At 63.2% G+C, this 18,562-nt stretch carries 14 protein-coding genes; 5 read left to right on the forward strand and 9 right to left on the reverse strand.

Annotated features, from left to right (window positions below; all coding sequences use genetic code 11):
- Window positions 1-4: 4 nt before the first annotated feature.
- Together AC1DMY_RS19585 and AC1DMY_RS19590 are read right to left on the reverse strand one after the other, a co-directional pair.
- Window positions 5-1,096 carry a PA0069 family radical SAM protein gene (locus AC1DMY_RS19585; RefSeq protein WP_477166532.1) on the reverse strand — a complete coding sequence of 364 codons (1,092 nt, stop codon included), beginning with the start codon at window positions 1,094-1,096 and terminating at the stop codon, window positions 5-7.
- A gap of 74 nt (window positions 1,097-1,170) precedes the next feature.
- A complete protein-coding gene (locus tag AC1DMY_RS19590) occupies window positions 1,171-3,378 on the reverse strand; it encodes a hypothetical protein (protein WP_477166533.1) in 2,208 nt (735 codons plus the stop codon).
- A gap of 191 nt (window positions 3,379-3,569) precedes the next feature.
- Between AC1DMY_RS19590 and AC1DMY_RS19595 the strand changes: the two genes are divergently transcribed.
- Window positions 3,570-3,830 carry a GlsB/YeaQ/YmgE family stress response membrane protein gene (locus tag AC1DMY_RS19595; protein ID WP_477166534.1) on the forward strand — a complete coding sequence of 87 codons (261 nt, stop codon included), beginning with the start codon at window positions 3,570-3,572 and terminating at the stop codon, window positions 3,828-3,830.
- 62 nt (window positions 3,831-3,892) lie between these two features.
- On the opposite strand, the gene AC1DMY_RS19600 is transcribed toward AC1DMY_RS19595, so the two are convergent.
- Entirely contained in the window at window positions 3,893-5,551 is a 1,659-nt protein-coding gene (locus AC1DMY_RS19600; protein ID WP_477166535.1) for an MFS transporter, read from the reverse strand.
- A gap of 176 nt (window positions 5,552-5,727) precedes the next feature.
- Window positions 5,728-7,233: a porin family protein gene (locus AC1DMY_RS19605; RefSeq protein ID WP_477166536.1), complete on the reverse strand. Its 1,506-nt coding sequence runs from the start codon at window positions 7,231-7,233 to the stop codon at window positions 5,728-5,730.
- 217 nt (window positions 7,234-7,450) lie between these two features.
- On the opposite strand from AC1DMY_RS19605, the gene acs reads away from it, so the two are divergent.
- Complete coding sequence (acs, locus tag AC1DMY_RS19610) at window positions 7,451-9,391, forward strand: acetate--CoA ligase (protein WP_477166537.1); 1,941 nt, start codon at window positions 7,451-7,453, stop codon at window positions 9,389-9,391.
- Window positions 9,392-9,553: 162 nt separating this feature from the next.
- Complete coding sequence (locus tag AC1DMY_RS19615; RefSeq protein ID WP_477166538.1) at window positions 9,554-10,228, forward strand: response regulator transcription factor; 675 nt, start codon at window positions 9,554-9,556, stop codon at window positions 10,226-10,228.
- Window positions 10,229-10,733: 505 nt separating this feature from the next.
- Here the strand turns inward: AC1DMY_RS19615 and AC1DMY_RS19620 are convergent.
- Window positions 10,734-14,201 (reverse strand): hybrid sensor histidine kinase/response regulator, encoded by a 3,468-nt coding sequence (locus tag AC1DMY_RS19620; protein ID WP_477166539.1) that lies wholly within the window; start codon window positions 14,199-14,201, stop codon window positions 10,734-10,736.
- Window positions 14,202-14,309: 108 nt separating this feature from the next.
- On the opposite strand from AC1DMY_RS19620, the gene AC1DMY_RS19625 reads away from it, so the two are divergent.
- Together AC1DMY_RS19625 and AC1DMY_RS19630 are read left to right on the forward strand one after the other, a co-directional pair.
- Window positions 14,310-14,954 (forward strand): 4'-phosphopantetheinyl transferase family protein, encoded by a 645-nt coding sequence (locus AC1DMY_RS19625; RefSeq protein ID WP_477166540.1) that lies wholly within the window; start codon window positions 14,310-14,312, stop codon window positions 14,952-14,954.
- 210 nt (window positions 14,955-15,164) lie between these two features.
- Window positions 15,165-15,908, forward strand: a complete 744-nt coding sequence (locus AC1DMY_RS19630; protein WP_477166541.1) for a pyridoxine 5'-phosphate synthase — start codon at window positions 15,165-15,167, stop codon at window positions 15,906-15,908.
- A 242-nt stretch (window positions 15,909-16,150) separates the two neighbouring features.
- On the opposite strand, the gene AC1DMY_RS19635 is transcribed toward AC1DMY_RS19630, so the two are convergent.
- From AC1DMY_RS19635 to AC1DMY_RS19650, 4 genes are read right to left on the reverse strand one after another with little or no spacing between them, the layout of a single operon-like run.
- Entirely contained in the window at window positions 16,151-16,567 is a 417-nt protein-coding gene (locus AC1DMY_RS19635) for an ExbD/TolR family protein (RefSeq protein ID WP_046972823.1), read from the reverse strand.
- 5 nt (window positions 16,568-16,572) lie between these two features.
- The gene (locus tag AC1DMY_RS19640) at window positions 16,573-16,986 is read right to left on the reverse strand and encodes an ExbD/TolR family protein (protein WP_046972824.1); all 414 of its coding nucleotides are present in this window, start codon (window positions 16,984-16,986) and stop codon (window positions 16,573-16,575) included.
- Between the two features lie 11 nt (window positions 16,987-16,997).
- Window positions 16,998-17,744: a MotA/TolQ/ExbB proton channel family protein gene (locus AC1DMY_RS19645; protein ID WP_046972825.1), complete on the reverse strand. Its 747-nt coding sequence runs from the start codon at window positions 17,742-17,744 to the stop codon at window positions 16,998-17,000.
- Window positions 17,745-17,793: 49 nt separating this feature from the next.
- A complete protein-coding gene (locus AC1DMY_RS19650) occupies window positions 17,794-18,453 on the reverse strand; it encodes an energy transducer TonB (protein WP_121883796.1) in 660 nt (219 codons plus the stop codon).
- Window positions 18,454-18,562: the final 109 nt, after the last annotated feature.

Consider the following 18,562-nt stretch of genomic DNA (forward strand, 5'->3'; position numbering starts at 1 on the left):
CGGGTCAGAACAACTGACCCTGAGGCGATGGCTTGCGCGGCGGCACGAACTTCGTCGTGTCCAGCTGCAGCTCGCGGGCGCGGCCGAAGTTGTGCTTGCGGCATGCCACGTCGAAGCGGCGGCGGATCAGATCGGCAAACACGCCCTGCCCGCGCATGCGCGTGGTGAAGTCGCTGTCGTAGTCGCGGCCACCATGCATCTGTTGCACCAGGCTCATCACATGCGCTGCACGCTGCGGCACGTGCAGCGCCAGCCATTCGCGGAACAGCGCTTTCAATTCATAAGGCAGGCGCAGCGTGGTGTAGCCGGCACAAGCGGCACCCGCATCGGCGGCCTGCTCCAGCACCGCTTCCATATCGCGATCGTTGAGCGCTGGAATGATCGGCGCCACCAGCACGCCTACCGGGATGCCCGCATCGCGCAGCGTGCGCACGGCCTGGATGCGCCGGTGCGGCGCACTCGCGCGCGGTTCGAGTTTGGCGGCGAGATGGTTGTCCAGCGAGTTGATCGACACGAACACCTGCACCAGGTTCTCGCGCGCCATCGGCGCGAGAATGTCGATGTCTCGCTCGACCATCGCATTCTTGGTGACGATGGTGCACGGATGCCGGCACTCGGCGAGTACCTCCAACGCCGCGCGCGTGAGTTTCCAGCGGCGCTCGATGGGCTGATACGGATCGGTATTGCTGCCGATATTGATCGGGCTCACCGTATAGGACGGCCGCGCCAGCTCATGGCGAAGCACCTCGGCGAGATTGCTCTTGGCGCGCAGCTTGGTTTCGAAGTCGAGACCGGGCGAGAGATTGAGATAGCTGTGCGAAGGGCGGGCAAAGCAATAGATGCAGCCATGCTCGCAGCCGCGATACGGATTCAAGGCCTGGTTGAAATGGATGTCCGGCGAATCGTTGCGCGTGATGACGCTGCGCGCGCGTTCTTCGGTGACCTCGGTACGCGGCCGCGGCACCTGCTCGTCGAGCATCAGGCTTTGCCAGCCGTCGTCCTCGGCGTGGTGGCGGATCGACTCGAAGCGGCCTTCCGGATTGGAGGCGGCGCCTCGGCCCTTGAGCGCTTGGGGAGGGAGGAAGGATTCGGCCATGCGGTCAGTTTGCACCTGCTTGGTCTCAGGTGGCGCGACATCTCTGGGGTCTGCGGTCGCGCACAGGTGCGCTCCTACAAGGGCGCCAGTTGGGTTCGCAGTGCCTCGCCCATGGTATCCAGCGGGTAGCGGCTCAGTTGGTCGGACATCTCGGTGAACACCGGTGAGGAGATGGTCCAGCCCATGGGGATGGGATAGTTGCCCGGGCACAGGCGGAAGTGCCACAGCATGTCGCCACGCGATGGAGCGGCGGCATCGGGCCGCAACGCGTTCAACAACTGCACGCGGGCGTAGTCGCCGCGTGCGCTGCGGGTATCGAGCAAGGCGTCGAGCGGGGCAGTCGCTTCGCCACGGACATGCCCAGGCATGGAGCCCGGTACCGCCTTGCACGCAGCGGAATAAAACGGCATCGGCTGACTGGCGTCGTGCTGCTCGATGAAATCGCTCATCAGCGGATCGTTGCTGATATGGATCACGATGAAGCGCATCGCGACGCCGTGCTGCTTGGCTTTGCTGCGAAGCAGGCGCATCAGTTCGAGCAGGGTAGTGGTGCCCGAGTTTTCGAAGTAGCCGCCGTCCACCAGTTGCATGCGGTTGGGCACCGGCGGATTTGCCAGATGCGCTTCCAGCGTGCCAGCGGGGCTCACATAAGTGAAGCGCGCGCTATTGAGCACGACCTCGCTCAGCGGCACGCGTGGGTCGAGCCAGCTCGAACCATCGAAGCCCGCCGTCCACGGCTGGCGTTGGGGCGTGGCCATCGGCTGGAAAGGATGCTGGATGAAGCGTTTTCCTTCGGCCACCGTGGTGCTGTTTAGGAACAGCGCCGGCAACGACGGGGTAATCTCGGGCCCTTCGTAGAGTGCCGAAAACGGTCTCTCAAAGGCGGGCATGCCTTGCTTGCGGGCAGCCGATTCCCAGGCACGCGTCAGCGCACGCGCGCGATCATCCAGCCACGCGCCAGGCAACCAACGTTGGGTGAAGTCGACAAAAAATGTGTTGGCCAGAGTCGGCGCGAGAAAATCGTGGCTCAACATGCGCTGTGAACGCGGTTCAAGCGCTGAGGTATCCAGCGGATGCGGTTGCGCCAGCGCGCTTACATAAACGGCCAGACCAAGACTGCCACCGGAGACACCGCTCGCTGCAAAGAGATAGCGCGCGAACAGGGGCTCGTTGGTGACTGGCTGGCCCTGTTGCGTGATCGCCGTAAGGCGGCTCAGTACTTGCGCAGTCCACGCCGCGCCGCGAATGCCGCCACCTTCGGCGGATACCAGGATGACCGGGCATGGATCATGGCCGGCGCAGCGATCCTTGATCCAAGCATCGGCGTAGACATCAAAGTTCGGCCGCGAATCCGGCGGCTGCATGGCGGGACGCTCATGCGTGCTCATGCCCGGATACTGCCGCACCTGGTGGTTGTCGTTCAGATGCAGCCAATGCAGCGATGCGCTGAGCAGCAACAGGATGCTCAGCAGGGGCACGCCGCGCCGGTCGCCGATCATGCACAGCAGGCCGCCGCTGTAGCAAAGGAAAGTGGCGGACAGCAGCAGGATGGCCAATGGTCCCATGCCGTCGAGCAATTCGGGCATCAACGCGATCAGCACCGTGGCCAGCACATTGAGCGTTACCACCACGACATACATGACCACGGCAAAGGTGCCGAGATCGCGCACGCGCCAGACACGTCTTTCGTCGCGTGGGCGCGCATGCGGCGTAGCCAATCGCGGCATGCGCCGGGTCAATGCGCTCCACAGCCGACGGCGCGTGGCGAAGAACACGATGAGGAAGGCTGCCTCGGCCAACAATCCCAGCGCCCGCCAGCTCCGCTGCGCGCAATGCTCGGTGATGCCGCACGGTCCATGCGGCAGTTTGACCAGCGCGAGCACATAGCCGAGGCATACCAGCAAGGGCACGCATGCACCCAGCAGCCGCGGCAACCAATCCCGAAGGAAAGCGGCACGTTCGTCCTGCAGCGCGGGCCAACGCGGATAGCGCAGACGATATGCCTGGCGTGCTGCATGCCACATCGCCAGCCCGGCCAGCGCACTGCAGAGCAGCAGGGCGAGATACCGCGCTACGCTGGGATCCGTCCAAAGCGCGATGAGGAAGAGTTCGGCAGCCTGATCGACGCTGGTCGCCACCATCACCGCCACCGCCAACACCAGCAGCGAAACGCGCACGGGCTTGAGGTGGTCGAGTACCAAGGCAGTCCAGCCGAGCAGTCGGCGCCAACGGCGGCGGATGGCCGGCCGCCGGGATGCTTTGGCGCGTTCGATGTCAGGCATGCGGCTTCCTCCACCTGCCGTAGGTCGAGGCAATCATAGTAGGGCGATACGTTACCCTGACCCGTGACGGCCTTCGCATGCACGTTTCGGCGACGTCGCCGACTCGCTGCTGAAGGGAAGATCTTGCGTCACGCCTGGGCGACGCGATGCTGTGGATACTTTGCGCACCGCTTGAGGGCAAGGAGTACGCGATGACCGTCGAAGGCCTGCTCATCTTCCTGTTGATCGGCGCCATTGCCGGCTGGCTGGCCGGACTGATCGTGCGCGGCTTCGGTTTTGGCCTGCTCGGCAACATCGTGGTCGGCATCATCGGCGCGTTCTTTGCCGGATGGCTGCTGCCGCGGCTTGGCGTGCACTTTGCCGTGGTGAGTCCGATCGTCAACAGCATCCTGCATGCCTTGATCGGCGCCGTGGTGTTGCTGGCCATTGTTGGCGTGATACGCAGCGTCTGATCCGTGCAAAAGAAAAGGCGCGGCGGTTACCCGTCGCGCCTTTTGGTTGATACGGGCGGGACTCAGCTACGGATATCCACGTCCTTGGTCTCGCGCAGGAACAGCAAGCCGATGAAGAACGTGGCGATCGCCACGATGATCGGATACCACAGGCCGTAGTAGATATCGCCCTTCCAGGCGACCAGCATGAAGCCGATGGTCGGCACGAAGCCGCCGAACCAGCCATTGCCGATGTGGTAAGGCAAACTCATCGAGGTGTAGCGGATGCGGGTGGGGAACATCTCCACCAGCCACGCCGCAATCGGGCCATAGACCATGGTCACGTAGAACACGAGGATCGCCAGCAGCACGATCAGCATCGGGTAGTTGCTCTTCGCCGGATCGGCCTTCTCCGGATAGCCCGCCTCCTTCAGCGCACCGGTCAATTGCGCGCCGAACGCCTTGTTCTGATCGGCAAACGCCTTGCTGTCGAGAGACGTTCCTTCGAACGAGGAGATGGTGCGATCACCGATCTTTACCTCGGCAATGCTGCCGGGCTCGGCAGCGACGTTGGAGTACGGAATGCCCTTTTTCGCCAGCGCGCTCTTGGCCACGTCGCACGAGCTGGTGAATTTAGCCTTGCCCACCGGATCGAACTGGAAGCTGCAGCCGTTGGGATCAGCAACCACTTTCACCGGCGACGTGGCGGCCGCCGCTTCGATGGCTGGGTTACCGAAATGCGTCAGCCCTTTGAAGATCGGGAAGTAGGTGAGCGCGGCGAGCAGACAACCGGCGAGCACGATGGTCTTGCGACCAATGCGATCCGATAGCCATCCGAAAAACACGAAGAACGGCGTGCCGATGGCCAGGCCCGCAGCGATCAGCAGGTTGGCCGTGGTGCCGTCGATCTTCAGGCTCTGGGTAAGGAAGTACAGCGCGTAGAACTGGCCCGTGTACCACACCACGGCTTGGCCGGCCGTTGCACCAAGCAGCGCAAGAATGACCAGCTTGAGGTTTTTCCACTGACCGAACGCTTCCGTCAGCGGCGCCTTGGACTGTTTGCCCTCGGCCTTCATCTGCTGGAACACCGGCGACTCGCTCAGCTGCATGCGGATGTACACCGACACGATCAACAGCAACAGCGAGATGCCGAACGGAACGCGCCAGCCCCAGTCGTCGAACTTCTCGGTGCCCAGCCACAGGCGCAGGCCGAGGATGACGAGCAGCGAGAGGAACAGACCAAACGTTGCGGTGATCTGGATGAAACTGGTGTACAGGCCACGCTTGCCTTGCGGTGCATGCTCGGCCACGTAGGTCGCCGCGCCGCCGTATTCGCCGCCGAGCGCCAGGCCCTGCAACAGTCGCAGCGTGATGAGGATCACCGGTGCGGCGACGCCGATCGCTGAGTAATTGGGCAGCACGCCGACCAGGAACGTCGACAAACCCATGATGACGATGGTGATGAGGAAGGTGTACTTGCGACCGATCATGTCGCCCAGGCGACCGAACACGATCGCGCCGAACGGACGCACCGCGAAGCCAGCCGCAAAGGCCAGCAGCGCAAAGATGAATTGGCTGGTTTCGTTGAGACCGCTGAAAAAGTGCTTGCCGATGAGCGCGGCGAGCGAACCGTAGAGGTAGAAGTCGTACCACTCGAACACGGTGCCCAGGCTGGAAGCCAGGATGACGCGGCGGTGGCCGGTGTCGAGCGATCCCCGCATGTCGACGGCGGTCGTAGCCATGATGTAGCCCTCAGTTTGTGACGCCCCATCGGACCGATGGATGCGGTTTCAAGGTGCAACTCGCTGGAGCGGCATTCGCCACTCGCTGCGTCTTTCTTTCGTCCGGTTCGGGCGCCTCCCGTCGCCCCACCCGGTGGTGGCAGCGGCAACGCCTGGACGTTGCCACTGTCGCTTGCCTAGAACTTGTACATGCCGCTGAAGTTGACCTGGTTGCCGTTGACGGTCTGGCTCGACGGCGAATTCTTCAGCTGGTAACGCAAGTTGTCGTAGATCCACTCCACCCCAAGCTCGTAGTTACCCGAGGCATATTGCAGGCTCAAGGCAGACATGTTGTTGCTCAGGAGGCCCACGCCCGGTGCAGCCGCGGTGCCGGGGGCCGTCCAGGCCATCACGTCCTCGCGGTTGGGACGCGCGGCCGCATAGAAGGCATTGACGCTCCACTTGGGCGTGAAGTTGTAGCCGGCCTGCACGAAGCCGCCCGACTCCTTGATGTTGCCGAACTGGGACATTGCGCCAAAGATCTCGCCCAGCGCCTTGCCGGTATAGATCAGGCCCTTCAACGTCCACGGACCAGGCTTCCACTGGCCGCCCAGGTCGTAGCCGATGCTGTTGAGCGTGTCGCGCGGCGGCTTGGGTGCGATATCGCCCACGCCGTGCAGATCGATTTCGGAGTAGTGCGCGGTGAGGTAGCCCAGCCAGTCCTTGCCCTGTGCATGCAGTCGCGCTTCCACTTGCGGCTTGAAATGCGCGGCGCCGCCATTGAGGTAGTTGACGGTCGCGGTGCCGGCGGGGTTCTGCGGGCCGCTCCAGTTGCCCTCGAGCACGGCGAAGTCGAAGCGCCACTTCACGCCGTCGGTGCCGTGGTTGAGGTCCTGCATCACGATCACGCCCGGATAGCGCCAACCGACGACGCCCGAGCCGTAGCCCAGCGGGAAGGCGATATGCGAGAGCGAGGTCGCGGTGTTTTCCAACGGGAACATCAGATCCCACATCTGGCCGATGCGCACCGTGGTGCCCCAGTTGGGATTGTTGATGTCCATATAGGCCTGGCGCAGGCGCGGAATCGGCTGCTGCTGCGCGTACGCCCCGGTGCCGTTGTTGCCGCCGAAGAAATCCATCTCGAGGCGGCCGCTGCCATTCCAGTTGTCGTTCAACTTGGCGCCGGTGAAATCCAGCCAGAAGCGGGTGTTGCGCACGTCCGCGCCACTGAGCGATCCAGTGTAGCCGTTGGCCTTGTTGGCGGCCGTCGGCGGCGCGGGAATCTCCGCGTTCTGGCCGTTGCCGTAATTGATGAAGGTGCGGTCCTGGCCGAACACCGTCGCATCGATAAAGCCATGCAGCGCCACCGAAAGACCCGGCGCGGTGGTGAACTGCGGCTTGGGCGCCGCTTCCACCTTGGTAGAGGTCGCCTGCGCGGTGGTCTGCGCTTGCGTGGCGGCAACCTGCGCCTGCTGCGCGGTTTGCGTGGCCTGCGTGGTGGCGGCCTTCTGTTCCTGGATCATGGCCTTCAGTTCGGCCAATTGCTGTTCCAGCTGGTTCACACGCTGCTCGAGCTGCTGTTCGCGCGTGCTGCCTTTGCTCTTGGTCGTGCTCTGCGCATGGACTGCCAACGGCAGGCTCAGCGCGCAGGCGATGCTCAGCGCCAACACGGCGTGGCGGCGGGCGGTGGTGGGCAATGTCATGGCAGGCCTCCCCAGGTCGATGACCACCCGAGCATGTCCATGCTGCATTGCGGACGCCTATTCACCATTGGTCGAACCTCGACCAAAGTCGAAAGTGGGGCGAAACGTATCGATCACCGGCCAGCCGGTACACTCGGTCGTTATCGCCGACAGTGGGTTGCTGCGGCGACATTCAACGCATGAGGAGGCCGGCTGGGCCGGCCGCAGGAGCCCCACGATGACCAAGCTCTACCCCGTCAAACCCGATTTCGCTGCCAAGGCGCGCATCCGCAAGGACGATTACCAGCGGCTCTATGCCGAGTCGGTGAAGGATCCGGAGGGTTTCTGGGGCAAGGTCGGCCAACGGCTGCAGTGGACCAAGGCGCCCACCAAGATCAAGAACGTCTCGTTCGACCCCAAGGACCTGCATATCCATTGGTACGAAGACGGCGAACTGAATGTCTCTGCCAACTGCCTGGACCGCCACCTGGCCGAGCGGGGCGACAAGACCGCCATCATCTTCGAAGGCGACGACCCGAATGAGTCGCGCCACATTACCTATAAGCAACTGCACGCCGAGGTGTGCAAGTTCGCCAACACGCTCAAGCACCTTGGCGTGGCCAAGGGCGATCGCGTGGCCATCTATATGCCGATGATCCCCGAGGCAGCCGTGGCCATGCTGGCCTGCGCGCGCATCGGCGCGATCCATTCGGTGGTGTTCGGTGGTTTTTCGCCGGACTCGCTGGCCGGTCGCATTGCCGATTCCACCTGCAAGGTCGTCATCACCGCCGATGAAGGTGTGCGCGGCGGCAAGAAGATTCCGCTCAAGACCAATGTGGACGCCGCGCTGGAACGGCCAGGCACCAATAGCGTGGAGACCGTGATCGTGGTGCGCCGCACCGGCAGCGCTGTGCCCATGCAGTCGCCGCGCGACCGCTACTACCACACGCTGATGGAAGGCCAGTCCGCCGACTGCCCGCCGACGCCGGTGGAAGCGGAGCACCCGCTGTTCATCCTCTACACCTCCGGCTCCACCGGCAAGCCCAAGGGCGTACTGCACACTTCGGGCGGTTACCTGGTCTATGCCGGTTACACCCACGAGCTGGTGTTCGACTTGCGCGAAGACGATGTCTATTGGTGCACCGCCGACGTGGGCTGGGTCACCGGCCACAGCTACGTGGTCTACGGTCCGCTCTCCAACGGCGCCACCACGCTGATGTTCGACGGTGTGCCCAATTACCCTGATACCAGCCGCTTCTGGAACGTGGTCGACAAGCACAAGGTCACCTTGTTCTACACCGCGCCCACCGCCATCCGCGCACTGATGCGCGAAGGCGAAGGCCCGGTGAAGAAGGCCTCGCGCGCGTCGCTGCGCGTGCTGGGCTCGGTCGGCGAACCGATCAATCCCGAAGCCTGGGAGTGGTACTACCGCGTGGTGGGCGACGAACGCTGCCCGATCGTGGACACCTGGTGGCAGACCGAAACCGGCGGCATCCTGATCACACCGCTGGCCGGTGCGATCGACGCCAAGCCCGGCTCCGCCACGCTGCCGTTCTTCGGCATCAAGCCTGCCATCGTCGATGCCGCCGGCACCGTGCTGGAAGGCGCGACCGAGGGCAACCTGGTCATCACCGATTCGTGGCCCGGCCAGATGCGCACGGTCTACGGCGACCACCAGCGTTTCATCGATACGTACTTCAGCGCCTATCCGGGCAACTACTTCACCGGCGACGGCGTGCGTCGCGACGAAGACGGCTACTACTGGATCACCGGGCGCGTCGACGACGTGATCAATGTCAGCGGCCACCGCATCGGCACCGCCGAAGTGGAAAGCGCACTGGTGGCGCATCCCAAGGTGGCCGAAGCCGCCGTGGTCGGCGCGCCGCACGACATCAAGGGCCAGGGTATCTACGCCTTCGTCACGCTGGTCGCCGGCGAGCAGGGGAGCGACGATCTGCGCAAGGAACTCGTTGCCTGGGTACGCAAGGAAATCGGCCCCATCGCGACGCCCGATTTCCTGCAGTGGGCGCCGGGCCTGCCTAAGACACGCTCGGGAAAAATCATGCGCCGCATCCTGCGCAAGATCGGCGAGAACCAACCGGACCAGCTCGGCGACATTTCCACGCTGGCCGATCCCGGCGTGGTGAAAAACCTGGTGGACGAACGCCTCATCAAATAAACAAACCCACAGGTAGGAGCGCACCCTGTGCGCGACCGCAGCGACTCGATGTTCCCCATCAATGATCGTCGCGGTCGCGCCACCCAGCCTCGATGCTCTTCCGGCATCGAGGCACGCCAATCGCGCACAGGGTGCGCTCCTACACAGTGAAGCAGGGAATCCATGCCTGACGTACTGATTGCCGACGATCACCCGCTGTTTCGCGACGCCCTGCAACGCGCCGTCGTGGCGGCCGTTCCCAACGCCAACGTGCACAGCGCCGATAGCGTGTATTCGCTACTGAGCCTGATCGAGCAATACCCCGACGCCGAGCTGCTCCTGCTCGACCTGCATATGCCCGGTGCGCGCGGCTATTCCGCACTGGCGCATATACGCGGGCAGAATCCGGGCCTGCCGACCATCGTGGTGTCCGGGCATGAAGACGTGCAGGTCGCACGCCGCGCGCTCGCGCACGGCGCATCGGCCTATATTCCCAAGTCGACGCCAGGCGAAGATATCATCACCGCCATTCGCAAGGTACTCGATGGCGATGTGTGGCTACCGCACCAGCTCGTCGGTGGCGGCACCACGCTCAAGCCTGACGAAGCCGCCGTGGCCGATCGCGTCGCCACCCTGACGCCGCAACAATTCCGCGTGCTCACCATGATCGCCGAAGGCTTGCTCAACAAGCAGATCGCCTACGACCTGGGCGTCTCCGAAGCCACCGTGAAAGCGCACATGACCGCCATCATGCGCAAACTCGGCGTCAACAACCGCACCCAGGTTGCGCTGGCTGCAAGCCATCTGGCGATCGACCAGGAAGCGATGCCTTCGTTGCCGGCGGATGAGGAAAGCTGATTTTCGCCAAGGCGCCTGAACCATGGCGCCCTTGTAGGAGCGCACTGACCTGTGGATGGCGGATCGATGTTGCCGGTCGGCTCTTTGTGGGAGCGCACCCTGTGCGCGACAAACCTACGGAGCGATACACCCAGGCGTGGCTGTCGCGCACAGGGTGCGCTCCCACAGGCAAGCAGGCACGCAATAGCTGGCTGGTTAAAACGATGCGCAGCGAGGCTCCGCGTTAAGTCCTCAGCGCCATGGCGCGTTGCGAAGCGCTTGGAAGTACCCGCTATGTAGCGGCGGAGGTTGCCAAGCAACGACATACCTCAAGCGTTCGGTCTCATCCCAACGTAATGCTGCCAGCTCTTCAGGCCATTCTCTTTGGGTTACTTTTCTCTTACTCCGGGCATCCTGCCCTCCGCCCTTCGGGCCGGCTTCGTCGTCGAGAAGCGCCTCCGGCCTGCGCCGAAATGACGAGCCAGATGTAGAGCCGAAAAACGCAGACACGCGCCCATGTCACCTTCTAAGCCATCGTCTGCCTGCGCACCAACGCACTCAACAACGCCCTCAACGCCGCCGGCCTTACCGGCTTATGCAAAATCGGATACCCCAACGCCCGCGCCCGCTGCTTCAACTCACTGCTCCCATCCGCGGTAATCATCGCAATCGGCGGCAACTCACCAAGCTCCGTGCGCAGTTCTTCGAGCGCCTGCAAACCATCCATATCATCCGTGAGATGGTAGTCAGCGAGGATCAAATCGACGCCACCGCGCCGCAATTCCTGTTCCGCTTCGGCCACATCGATCGCTGTACGGCAATCCACACCCCAGCGCTGCAGCAGCGCACGCATCCCATCGAGAATGGCGGTGTCGTTATCCAGGCATAGCACGGTAAGCGGCAACTGTTCGTTCGACATCGGATGAACATTCGTGCGGCGACGCGGTACCGCGCTCTCGGCGCGCGGCACGCGCACGGCGAAACGACTGCCCTTGCCTTCGCGCGACACCAGCTCGAGCTTGTGATGCAGGATGCCGGCGATGCGCTCGCAAATCGAAAGGCCCAGGCCCAACCCCTTCTCGCCCCACGGCGACGGTCGATCCAGTCGCTGGAACTCGCCGAAGATTCGCGCGCGTTGCTCCGCCGCGATGCCGGGCCCGGTATCCCATACCTCCAGTCGCACGTCATCCCCCATGCGCCGCGCACCGACCAGGATGCCGCCTTCACGCGTGTAGCGCAGTGCGTTGGAGATGAAGTTCTGCAGCACGCGGCGCAACAATTGGGGATCGCTGCGCACGGCCAGTTTCGTGGGCACCACGCGCAATCGCAGTCCTCGCTGCTGCGCGATCACTGCAAACTGCGCCATCAATGATTCGAACAGGTCCGATAGCGCCACATTGCTGATGTCAGCGCGATAGCTGCCGGCATCCAGGCGCGACGTATCGAGCAGCGCATCGAGTAGATCCTCCGCGGCGCGGAACGAGGCATCGATGCGCTCGGCCAGCAAGCTGGCTTCGCCATCGAGCCCGGGATGTTGACGCAACGCCGCAGTGAACAAGCGCGCGGCGTTCAACGGCTGCAAGAGGTCATGACTCGCCGCCGCGAGGAAGCGCGTCTTCGATGCATTCGCCATTTCCGCTTCCCGACGCGCGTGTGCGGCGGAATTGAGCGCCTCGCTGAGTTCGGCTGTGCGCAGTTCCACGCGCTGCTCGAGGTTCTCGTTCGCTTCGATCAGCGCCTGCTCGGCATGCTTGTACGCCGTGACGTCGGTATAGGTGGTGACATAGCCGCCACCGGGCAGCGCGCGTCCGCGCATTTCAATCACCGAACCGTCCGGACGGATACGCTGGAATACATGCGGCGAACCGGCATGCATATGGCCGAGACGCTTGGCTACATGAGCCTCCACTTCACCCGGACCCAACTCACCGTGCTCTGCGTTCCAGCGGATAAGGTCGGCCACCGGCACGCCGACGTAGACCATGCCGTCGGGGTAGTCGAACAATTCGAGATAGCGCCGATTCCATGCGACCACGCGCATGCCTGCATCGATCACACTGATGCCTTGCGACACATTCTCCAGCGTGGTGGACAACAGCTCGCGATTGAAGCGCAGTTCCTGCGAAGCTTCGTCCATCAAGGCCATGGCTTCGGCGATGTCCAGACCCGAGCCCGACAGCGCGCCCATCAGGATGCGGCGCGCGCTCGCAGCACCCACAGCGGAGGCGAGCAGGCGCTCGGTGTACTGGATGAGCGCGCGATCGGCCGCCTCGCTAGCTTGCAGCGGCTTGCCGCGGCGCTCGCCATAGTCCTCGAATGCGCGCTGGCTGCTGCGCTCGCCGACGATACGTTCGGCGATGGTGCGGAGATCGGCCACCGCCACCCGCCCGCGCCAATCGCCCGCACCGCGACTGTCGACAGCATAAGGGTCGATGAACATCGCAGCGTGCAGGCGCTCTTCCAGGTTGGGGCGGAAGCGCAGCGAGACGAAGATCAGACAAGACACGTTGACCAGCAGCGACCAGAACGTGCCATGCATCACCGGGTCCCATCCGCTCAGGTGGAACAGCGCCTGTGGCTGCAGCCAGCTGAGATGCATCGGGCCCGTATCCAGCCAGTCCGCCTCGCGGTTGAGCCCTGGCAGCAACAGCGTGTAAGCCCACACCAGGAAGCCAGCGCCCAGTCCCACCGCCACGCCTTTTCGGCTTGCGCCGCGCCAGTAGAGCGCGGCGACGATGCCCGGAGCAAATTGCGCAACGGCCGCAAACGCCAGCAGGCCCGTGGTGGCGAGGTTGGTGGTGTCGGCCACCACCCGGTAATAGACATAGGCCATCGCCGCGAGCGCAATGATGGCGATGCGTCGCACCAGCAATACCAATTGCGAGAGGTCGGCGCGTTGCTCGAGCTTGAGCGCATGGATGCGCAGCAGCATCGGCATCACGATGTCGTTGCTGATCATGGTGGACAACGCCACGCAGGCGACGATCACCATGCCAGTCGCTGCAGAGAAGCCCCCAATAAAAGCGAGCAGCGCCATGCCGCGATCGCCGTAGGCCATCGGCAATGTGAGCACCCAGGCATCCTTGTTGCCATCCTGCAGCTGCGGCAGATGCAGGCCCGCTGCCACGATGGGCAATACCGCCAGGCTGACGATCACCATGTAGATCGGAAACAGCCAACGTGCACGCGACACGTCGTGCGGATCCTCGCATTCCACCACGCCGATCTGGAATTGCCGCGGCAGGCAGAACATCGCGCAGAAAGCGAGCAGCGTCTGCGCAAGAAAGCCAGGGGAGACGCCTTCGGAGAATTGTTGGATCGGCAACTGCGTGGTCACCGCCAAACCTGGTCCGCGCCATAGCGCGTAGCCGGCCAAAACGATGAACACGACGAGCTTGATCAGCGATTCGACCGCAATGGCCAGCATCATGCCGTGGTGATGTTCGGTAGCGTCGATGGTGCGCGTGCCGAACAGGATGGCGAAGGTCGCCAGCAGAATCGCGCACCACAATGCGCTGTCGCTGAACTGCGAAGTGCCCGCCGGCGACGGGGTGCCGAGCACGGCATACGACATCGCCACCGCCTTGAACTGCAGCGCCAGGTACGGCACCACCGCGATCACCGCAATCACCGCCACCAGCGCGGCCAGGCCGTGCGATTTGCCAAAGCGCGCGCCGATGAAATCGGCGATCGAGGTGATATTGCGCTGGCGTGCCAGCAGCACGAGTCGGCGCAGCAAGCCGAAGCCAAACACGAACAGCAGGATCGGGCCGAGATAGATCGGCAGATAGCTCAGGCCTTCGCGAGCCGCCGTACCCACGGCGCCATAGAAGGTCCACGACGAGCAGTACACCGCCAGCGCCAGGCTGTAGACGATCGGACGCAGCCGCGGCTGCCGCGGGTAGAGCGGCCGGCGATCGCCCGCATAGGCGACCACGAACAGCAGCCCGACATACAGCAGTGAGACCAGCAGCAGCAGCCATCCGGCTATCAAGCGATGTTCTCCGAGATGAGGGCTTCCTGCGGTGGCTGAAAGCAGCGTGCCGATCCGTGGCGTCCGCCGTGCTTGTAAGTATCGCCCCATAGCCGGCAACATGGGCAGATGATCACGACCGACGGCCAGACACCGGCCGAGCTCGCTGCGCAGCTGGCTGACGACGATATTCACGTCTGGCGGCTTGCTTACGACCACCATCATGGCCGCGCGCCGCTGCTGGCCATGTTGGGCGGCTATTTGGGCGTCGACGCAGGTGCGGTGGAGCTCGAGGATTCCGAGCACGGGCGCCCGGAGCTGCCTGGCAGCCAGCGCGATGCTTTCTCCTTCAATTGGTCGCACAGCCACGATCAGGCACTGATCGCCATCGCGCGCGGCGTATTGCCAGGGATCGACCTGGAGCGGCTGCGGCCGCACCCCAAGGCCGTACCGATCGCGCGGCGCTATTTCAGTCCTGATGAAACGGCGGCGCTCGAGGCGCTGCCAGTCGATCAGCGCGACCGCGCCTTTCTTGAGCTATGGACGGCCAAGGAGGCCGTGCTCAAGGCGGTGGGCCGAGGCTTGGCGTTCGGACTGCACCGCTTGAGCATCAGCGGCCCGTCCCATCTTCCTGTGCTACATCGACTGGACGGCTATGAGCCCCAGCAGTGGCAGCTTCATCGGCTTATTCTGGATGACGCACACGTGGGCACGCTGGCCTGGCAGGGCACACCGCGTCGAATCCGACAGTGGACACTTGCCGGTACGGATTGATCGGCGCAATGTGTGCAACCCGCCGTTGCAATGCTTTGCCAGAGCCACTGCACAGCGCATTGAACGGTAGTGAGGCCGGCGTGGCCCGCATAGAGGAATCGGCGCGTAGCAGCGAGTCGATCAAAATCCGGGCGCCCACGGCGTCCGCATGATCGTCGCTCACGCATACAGTTAGCGGCTTCAAGCCACTCAATGAGTACTGTCCCACCCATGACCCTGCTCAGCGTCAACGTCAACAAGATCGCCGTACTGCGCAATTCGCGCGGCGGCAGCGAACCGGACATTCTGCGCGCGGCGCATACCTGCATCGACGCTGGCTGCGGCGGCATCACCGTGCATCCCCGACCCGACCAGCGGCATATTCGTCCTGACGACGTGCGTGCACTCGCAGCGATCACGCGCGGTCGCGTCGAATACAACATCGAGGGCAATCCGTTCGCCGGTCGTCGTGGCAGCTATCCCGGGCTGGTCGAACTCGCGCGCGAAGTACGCCCGACCCAAGTCACCTTGGTGCCGGACGGCGACGGTCAGATCACGTCCGACCACGGCTTTGACCTCACCCGCGATATCGAGACCTTGAAACCGCTGGTGGCCGCGTTGCGCGATATCGGTTGCCGGGTGAGCCTGTTCGTCGATTCTGGCGCGACCGGATTCGAAGAGGCGGTAGCCATCGGTGTCGAGCGCATCGAGATATACACCGGCCCGTATGCGCAAGCATTCGAAGAAGGGAAGGTCCAGCAAGAGCTGGAGCGCTGCGCCGACACCGCACGACGCGCCCAACACGCGGGCTTGGCGGTGAACGCTGGACATGATTTGAGCCAGGCCAACCTGGGTACGTTCAAGGCTGCCATTCCGGGATTGGCGGAAGTGTCGATCGGCCACGCTCTGATGGGCGAAGCCCTGTACGAGGGCATGGCAACGACGGTTCGGAAGTACCTGCAGATCCTGCGCTGAGCTCGTGGCAGCTCTGCGGCCATTATGCTGAAACCGGCTGCACGGTCTCGGTACTACTGCTTCCCGCCCGCCTGCAGGGCCTTATGCAGCCTCGCCAACGTTTGGCCATCCAAACGTCCGAACACTGGCGCGGCAAATGACGCAATCGCAGTCGCTTGAGTTTTCGACAGACGAAAAAAACCCCCGCACTAGGCGGGGGTCCAAAGGGTAGTCTTGCGGTAATGCCTTACGGTATTACTGAATTACTGACCTTCAGTGAAGCCGATCTTGGTGAGGCCGTAGCTCTTCGCATCGGCCAGCACACGAGCAACGTGCTCGTACGCCACACCATCGTCCGCGTTGATCTGCACTTCCGGCTGCTTGGCCGGATCGCCCAGACCACCGATCACCGCGAGCTGCGCCTTGAGGCCCAGCTCATCCACCGGCGTATCGTTCCAGTACAGCGCACCGGACTGGTCGATCTTGAGGCGAACTGGCTCCGGCGGATTCTCCGGCTGCACGATGTTCGGATTCGGCTGCGGCAGGTCGATCTTCACTTTATGGGTAAGCATCGGCGCCGTGATCATGAAGATGATCAGCAGCACCAGCATCACGTCGACCAGCGGCGTGACGTTGATGTCAGCCATTGGCCCCTTACCACTTCCAGAACTGAATGCCATGACCCTTACTCCTTGCCGGTCGTCATGAAGCCGACGTGCACCATGCCGGATTCCTTGGCGTCAGCGAGGACTTTCTTGACGATCTTGTATTGCGTGGTCTTGTCCGCTCGGATCTGAAGCTCAGGCTGCGGGGTAAGCGTTGCTTTCACCGCAAACTGGGCTTTCAGTTCCGCCTCGGTGACTTCGACGTCATCGAGGTACAGCGTGCCATCAGGCTTCACGGCCAAGTCCATCGGCGTCACCTGCTCAGTATCCGGAACCTTCGGATTGGCAGTCGGCAGCTCGACGGTGATTCGATGGGACATCAGCGGCGCGGTGATCATGAAGATGATCAGCAGCACCAGCATTACGTCGACGAGCGGCGTAACGTTGATCTCCGACATCGGGCCGCCGGAATCGCCTCCGGTACTCATTGCCATGGGTCAGATCCTCACTTGCCTTCGACGCGAGCGCCGGTGGCGAAGAAGTCGTGCAGGTCATGCGCAAACTCGTCGAACTGAGCGTACGTCAGACGGTTGGAGCGGTTGAAGAAGTTGTAGGCGAGCACGGCCGGGATAGCGGTGAACAGACCGAAGGCGGTCATGATCAGAGCTTCGCCCACCGGACCGGCCACAGCTTCCATCGAAGCGTTGCCCGACGCGGAGATCTTGATCAGCGCGTGGTAGATGCCCCACACGGTACCAAGCAGACCGATGAACGGTGCCGACGAACCGACCGTGGCGAGCAGGGTCAGGCCGCCTTCCAGACGCAGGCTCTCGCGAGCAACGGCCTGGCGCAGGGCGCGATCGATGAACTCGGAGCGGCTCAGCGACTCGGCGAGGCGACCACCGCCGGCCGAAGCCTGCTGATGGTGTGCGACGGCCGAAGCGGCGTCGAGGGCGATCTTCGAGAACGGTTCGCCCTTGGGCTGGGCTTCGAGTTCGCGAATAGCGTCCTGGGTGGAGCCATTGGCCCAGAAGCCGTTGATGACTTTGTCAGCGCGGCCGCGAACCATGGAGTTGCGGATGGCGTTGGCGACAATGAAGTACCAGGAAGAGAAGGACATCACCACCAGCACCACGAACACGATCCAGCCAAGCGGATCAAAGTTGTGGATAAGGTGATCGAAGCCCATCGACTTCATGGCTTCGGCGTTGGTGGTACCGCCCGCGGGGGCCGGAGAAGTTTGCAGGAACATAACGCTACCCTTGGAAAGTCAAGCGTGAACTGATTGACCGTAACCGAAGTTACAGCTGATTGAGATTGAAATTGACCGGGACGCGGACATAACCTTCCGTCTTTTGCCCGTTCCTTATGTTCGGATTGAAGCGCCACTTGCGTGCCGTTTCAATCGCGGCCTGATCCAGCTCGCGATACCCGCTGGACGCTTCCACCTTGATGTCCTTAGGTGTGCCGTCCACGTCCACCAAGATCATCAGCGTGACCGTGCCCTCGTGACGCTGGCGAATTGCCTGCGGCGGATACTTGGGCTGAATACGGCTGTTATAGCTGATGTCCTGACTGGCTGTGATATCTGCAGGCGGTGCCGGAGGAGCAGGCGGTGCCGGCGGAGCCGCAGCAACAGCATTATTGGACCTTTCTTCCACAGCCGGCGGCGGAGCCGGCGGCGGCGGTGTCGGCGGCGGCTTGACCTGCTGAATGATCTTCGGCGGCGGCTGCTTCGGCGGCTCCGGCGGCGGCGGCGGCGGTGGCGGTGGCGGCGGAGGAGGCTCGATAAAGTTAACCTGGACCGTGCGTTCTTTTTCTTTCTGTACCTGCTTCGGCGGTGCCATGGGCGCCACCAGCAACAGGAACGCGAACGCATGCAGCGCAATGGCTACGGCCAGCGCCCAGGTACGCCTCCAATTGAACGGCCCTTGGCCGGTTGCTTCGTTACTTGAGGCCATCTGTCACTATCTGGAGCTAATCAATCGGTAAGACGTGGTCACGGTTTCCTGCGGCAAATCGATCCAAACGGATGACGTTTGCCACTGGACGGGAACACGGAAGGGTTTC

It is taken from the genome of Dyella sp. 01L423 (assembly GCF_056399945.1).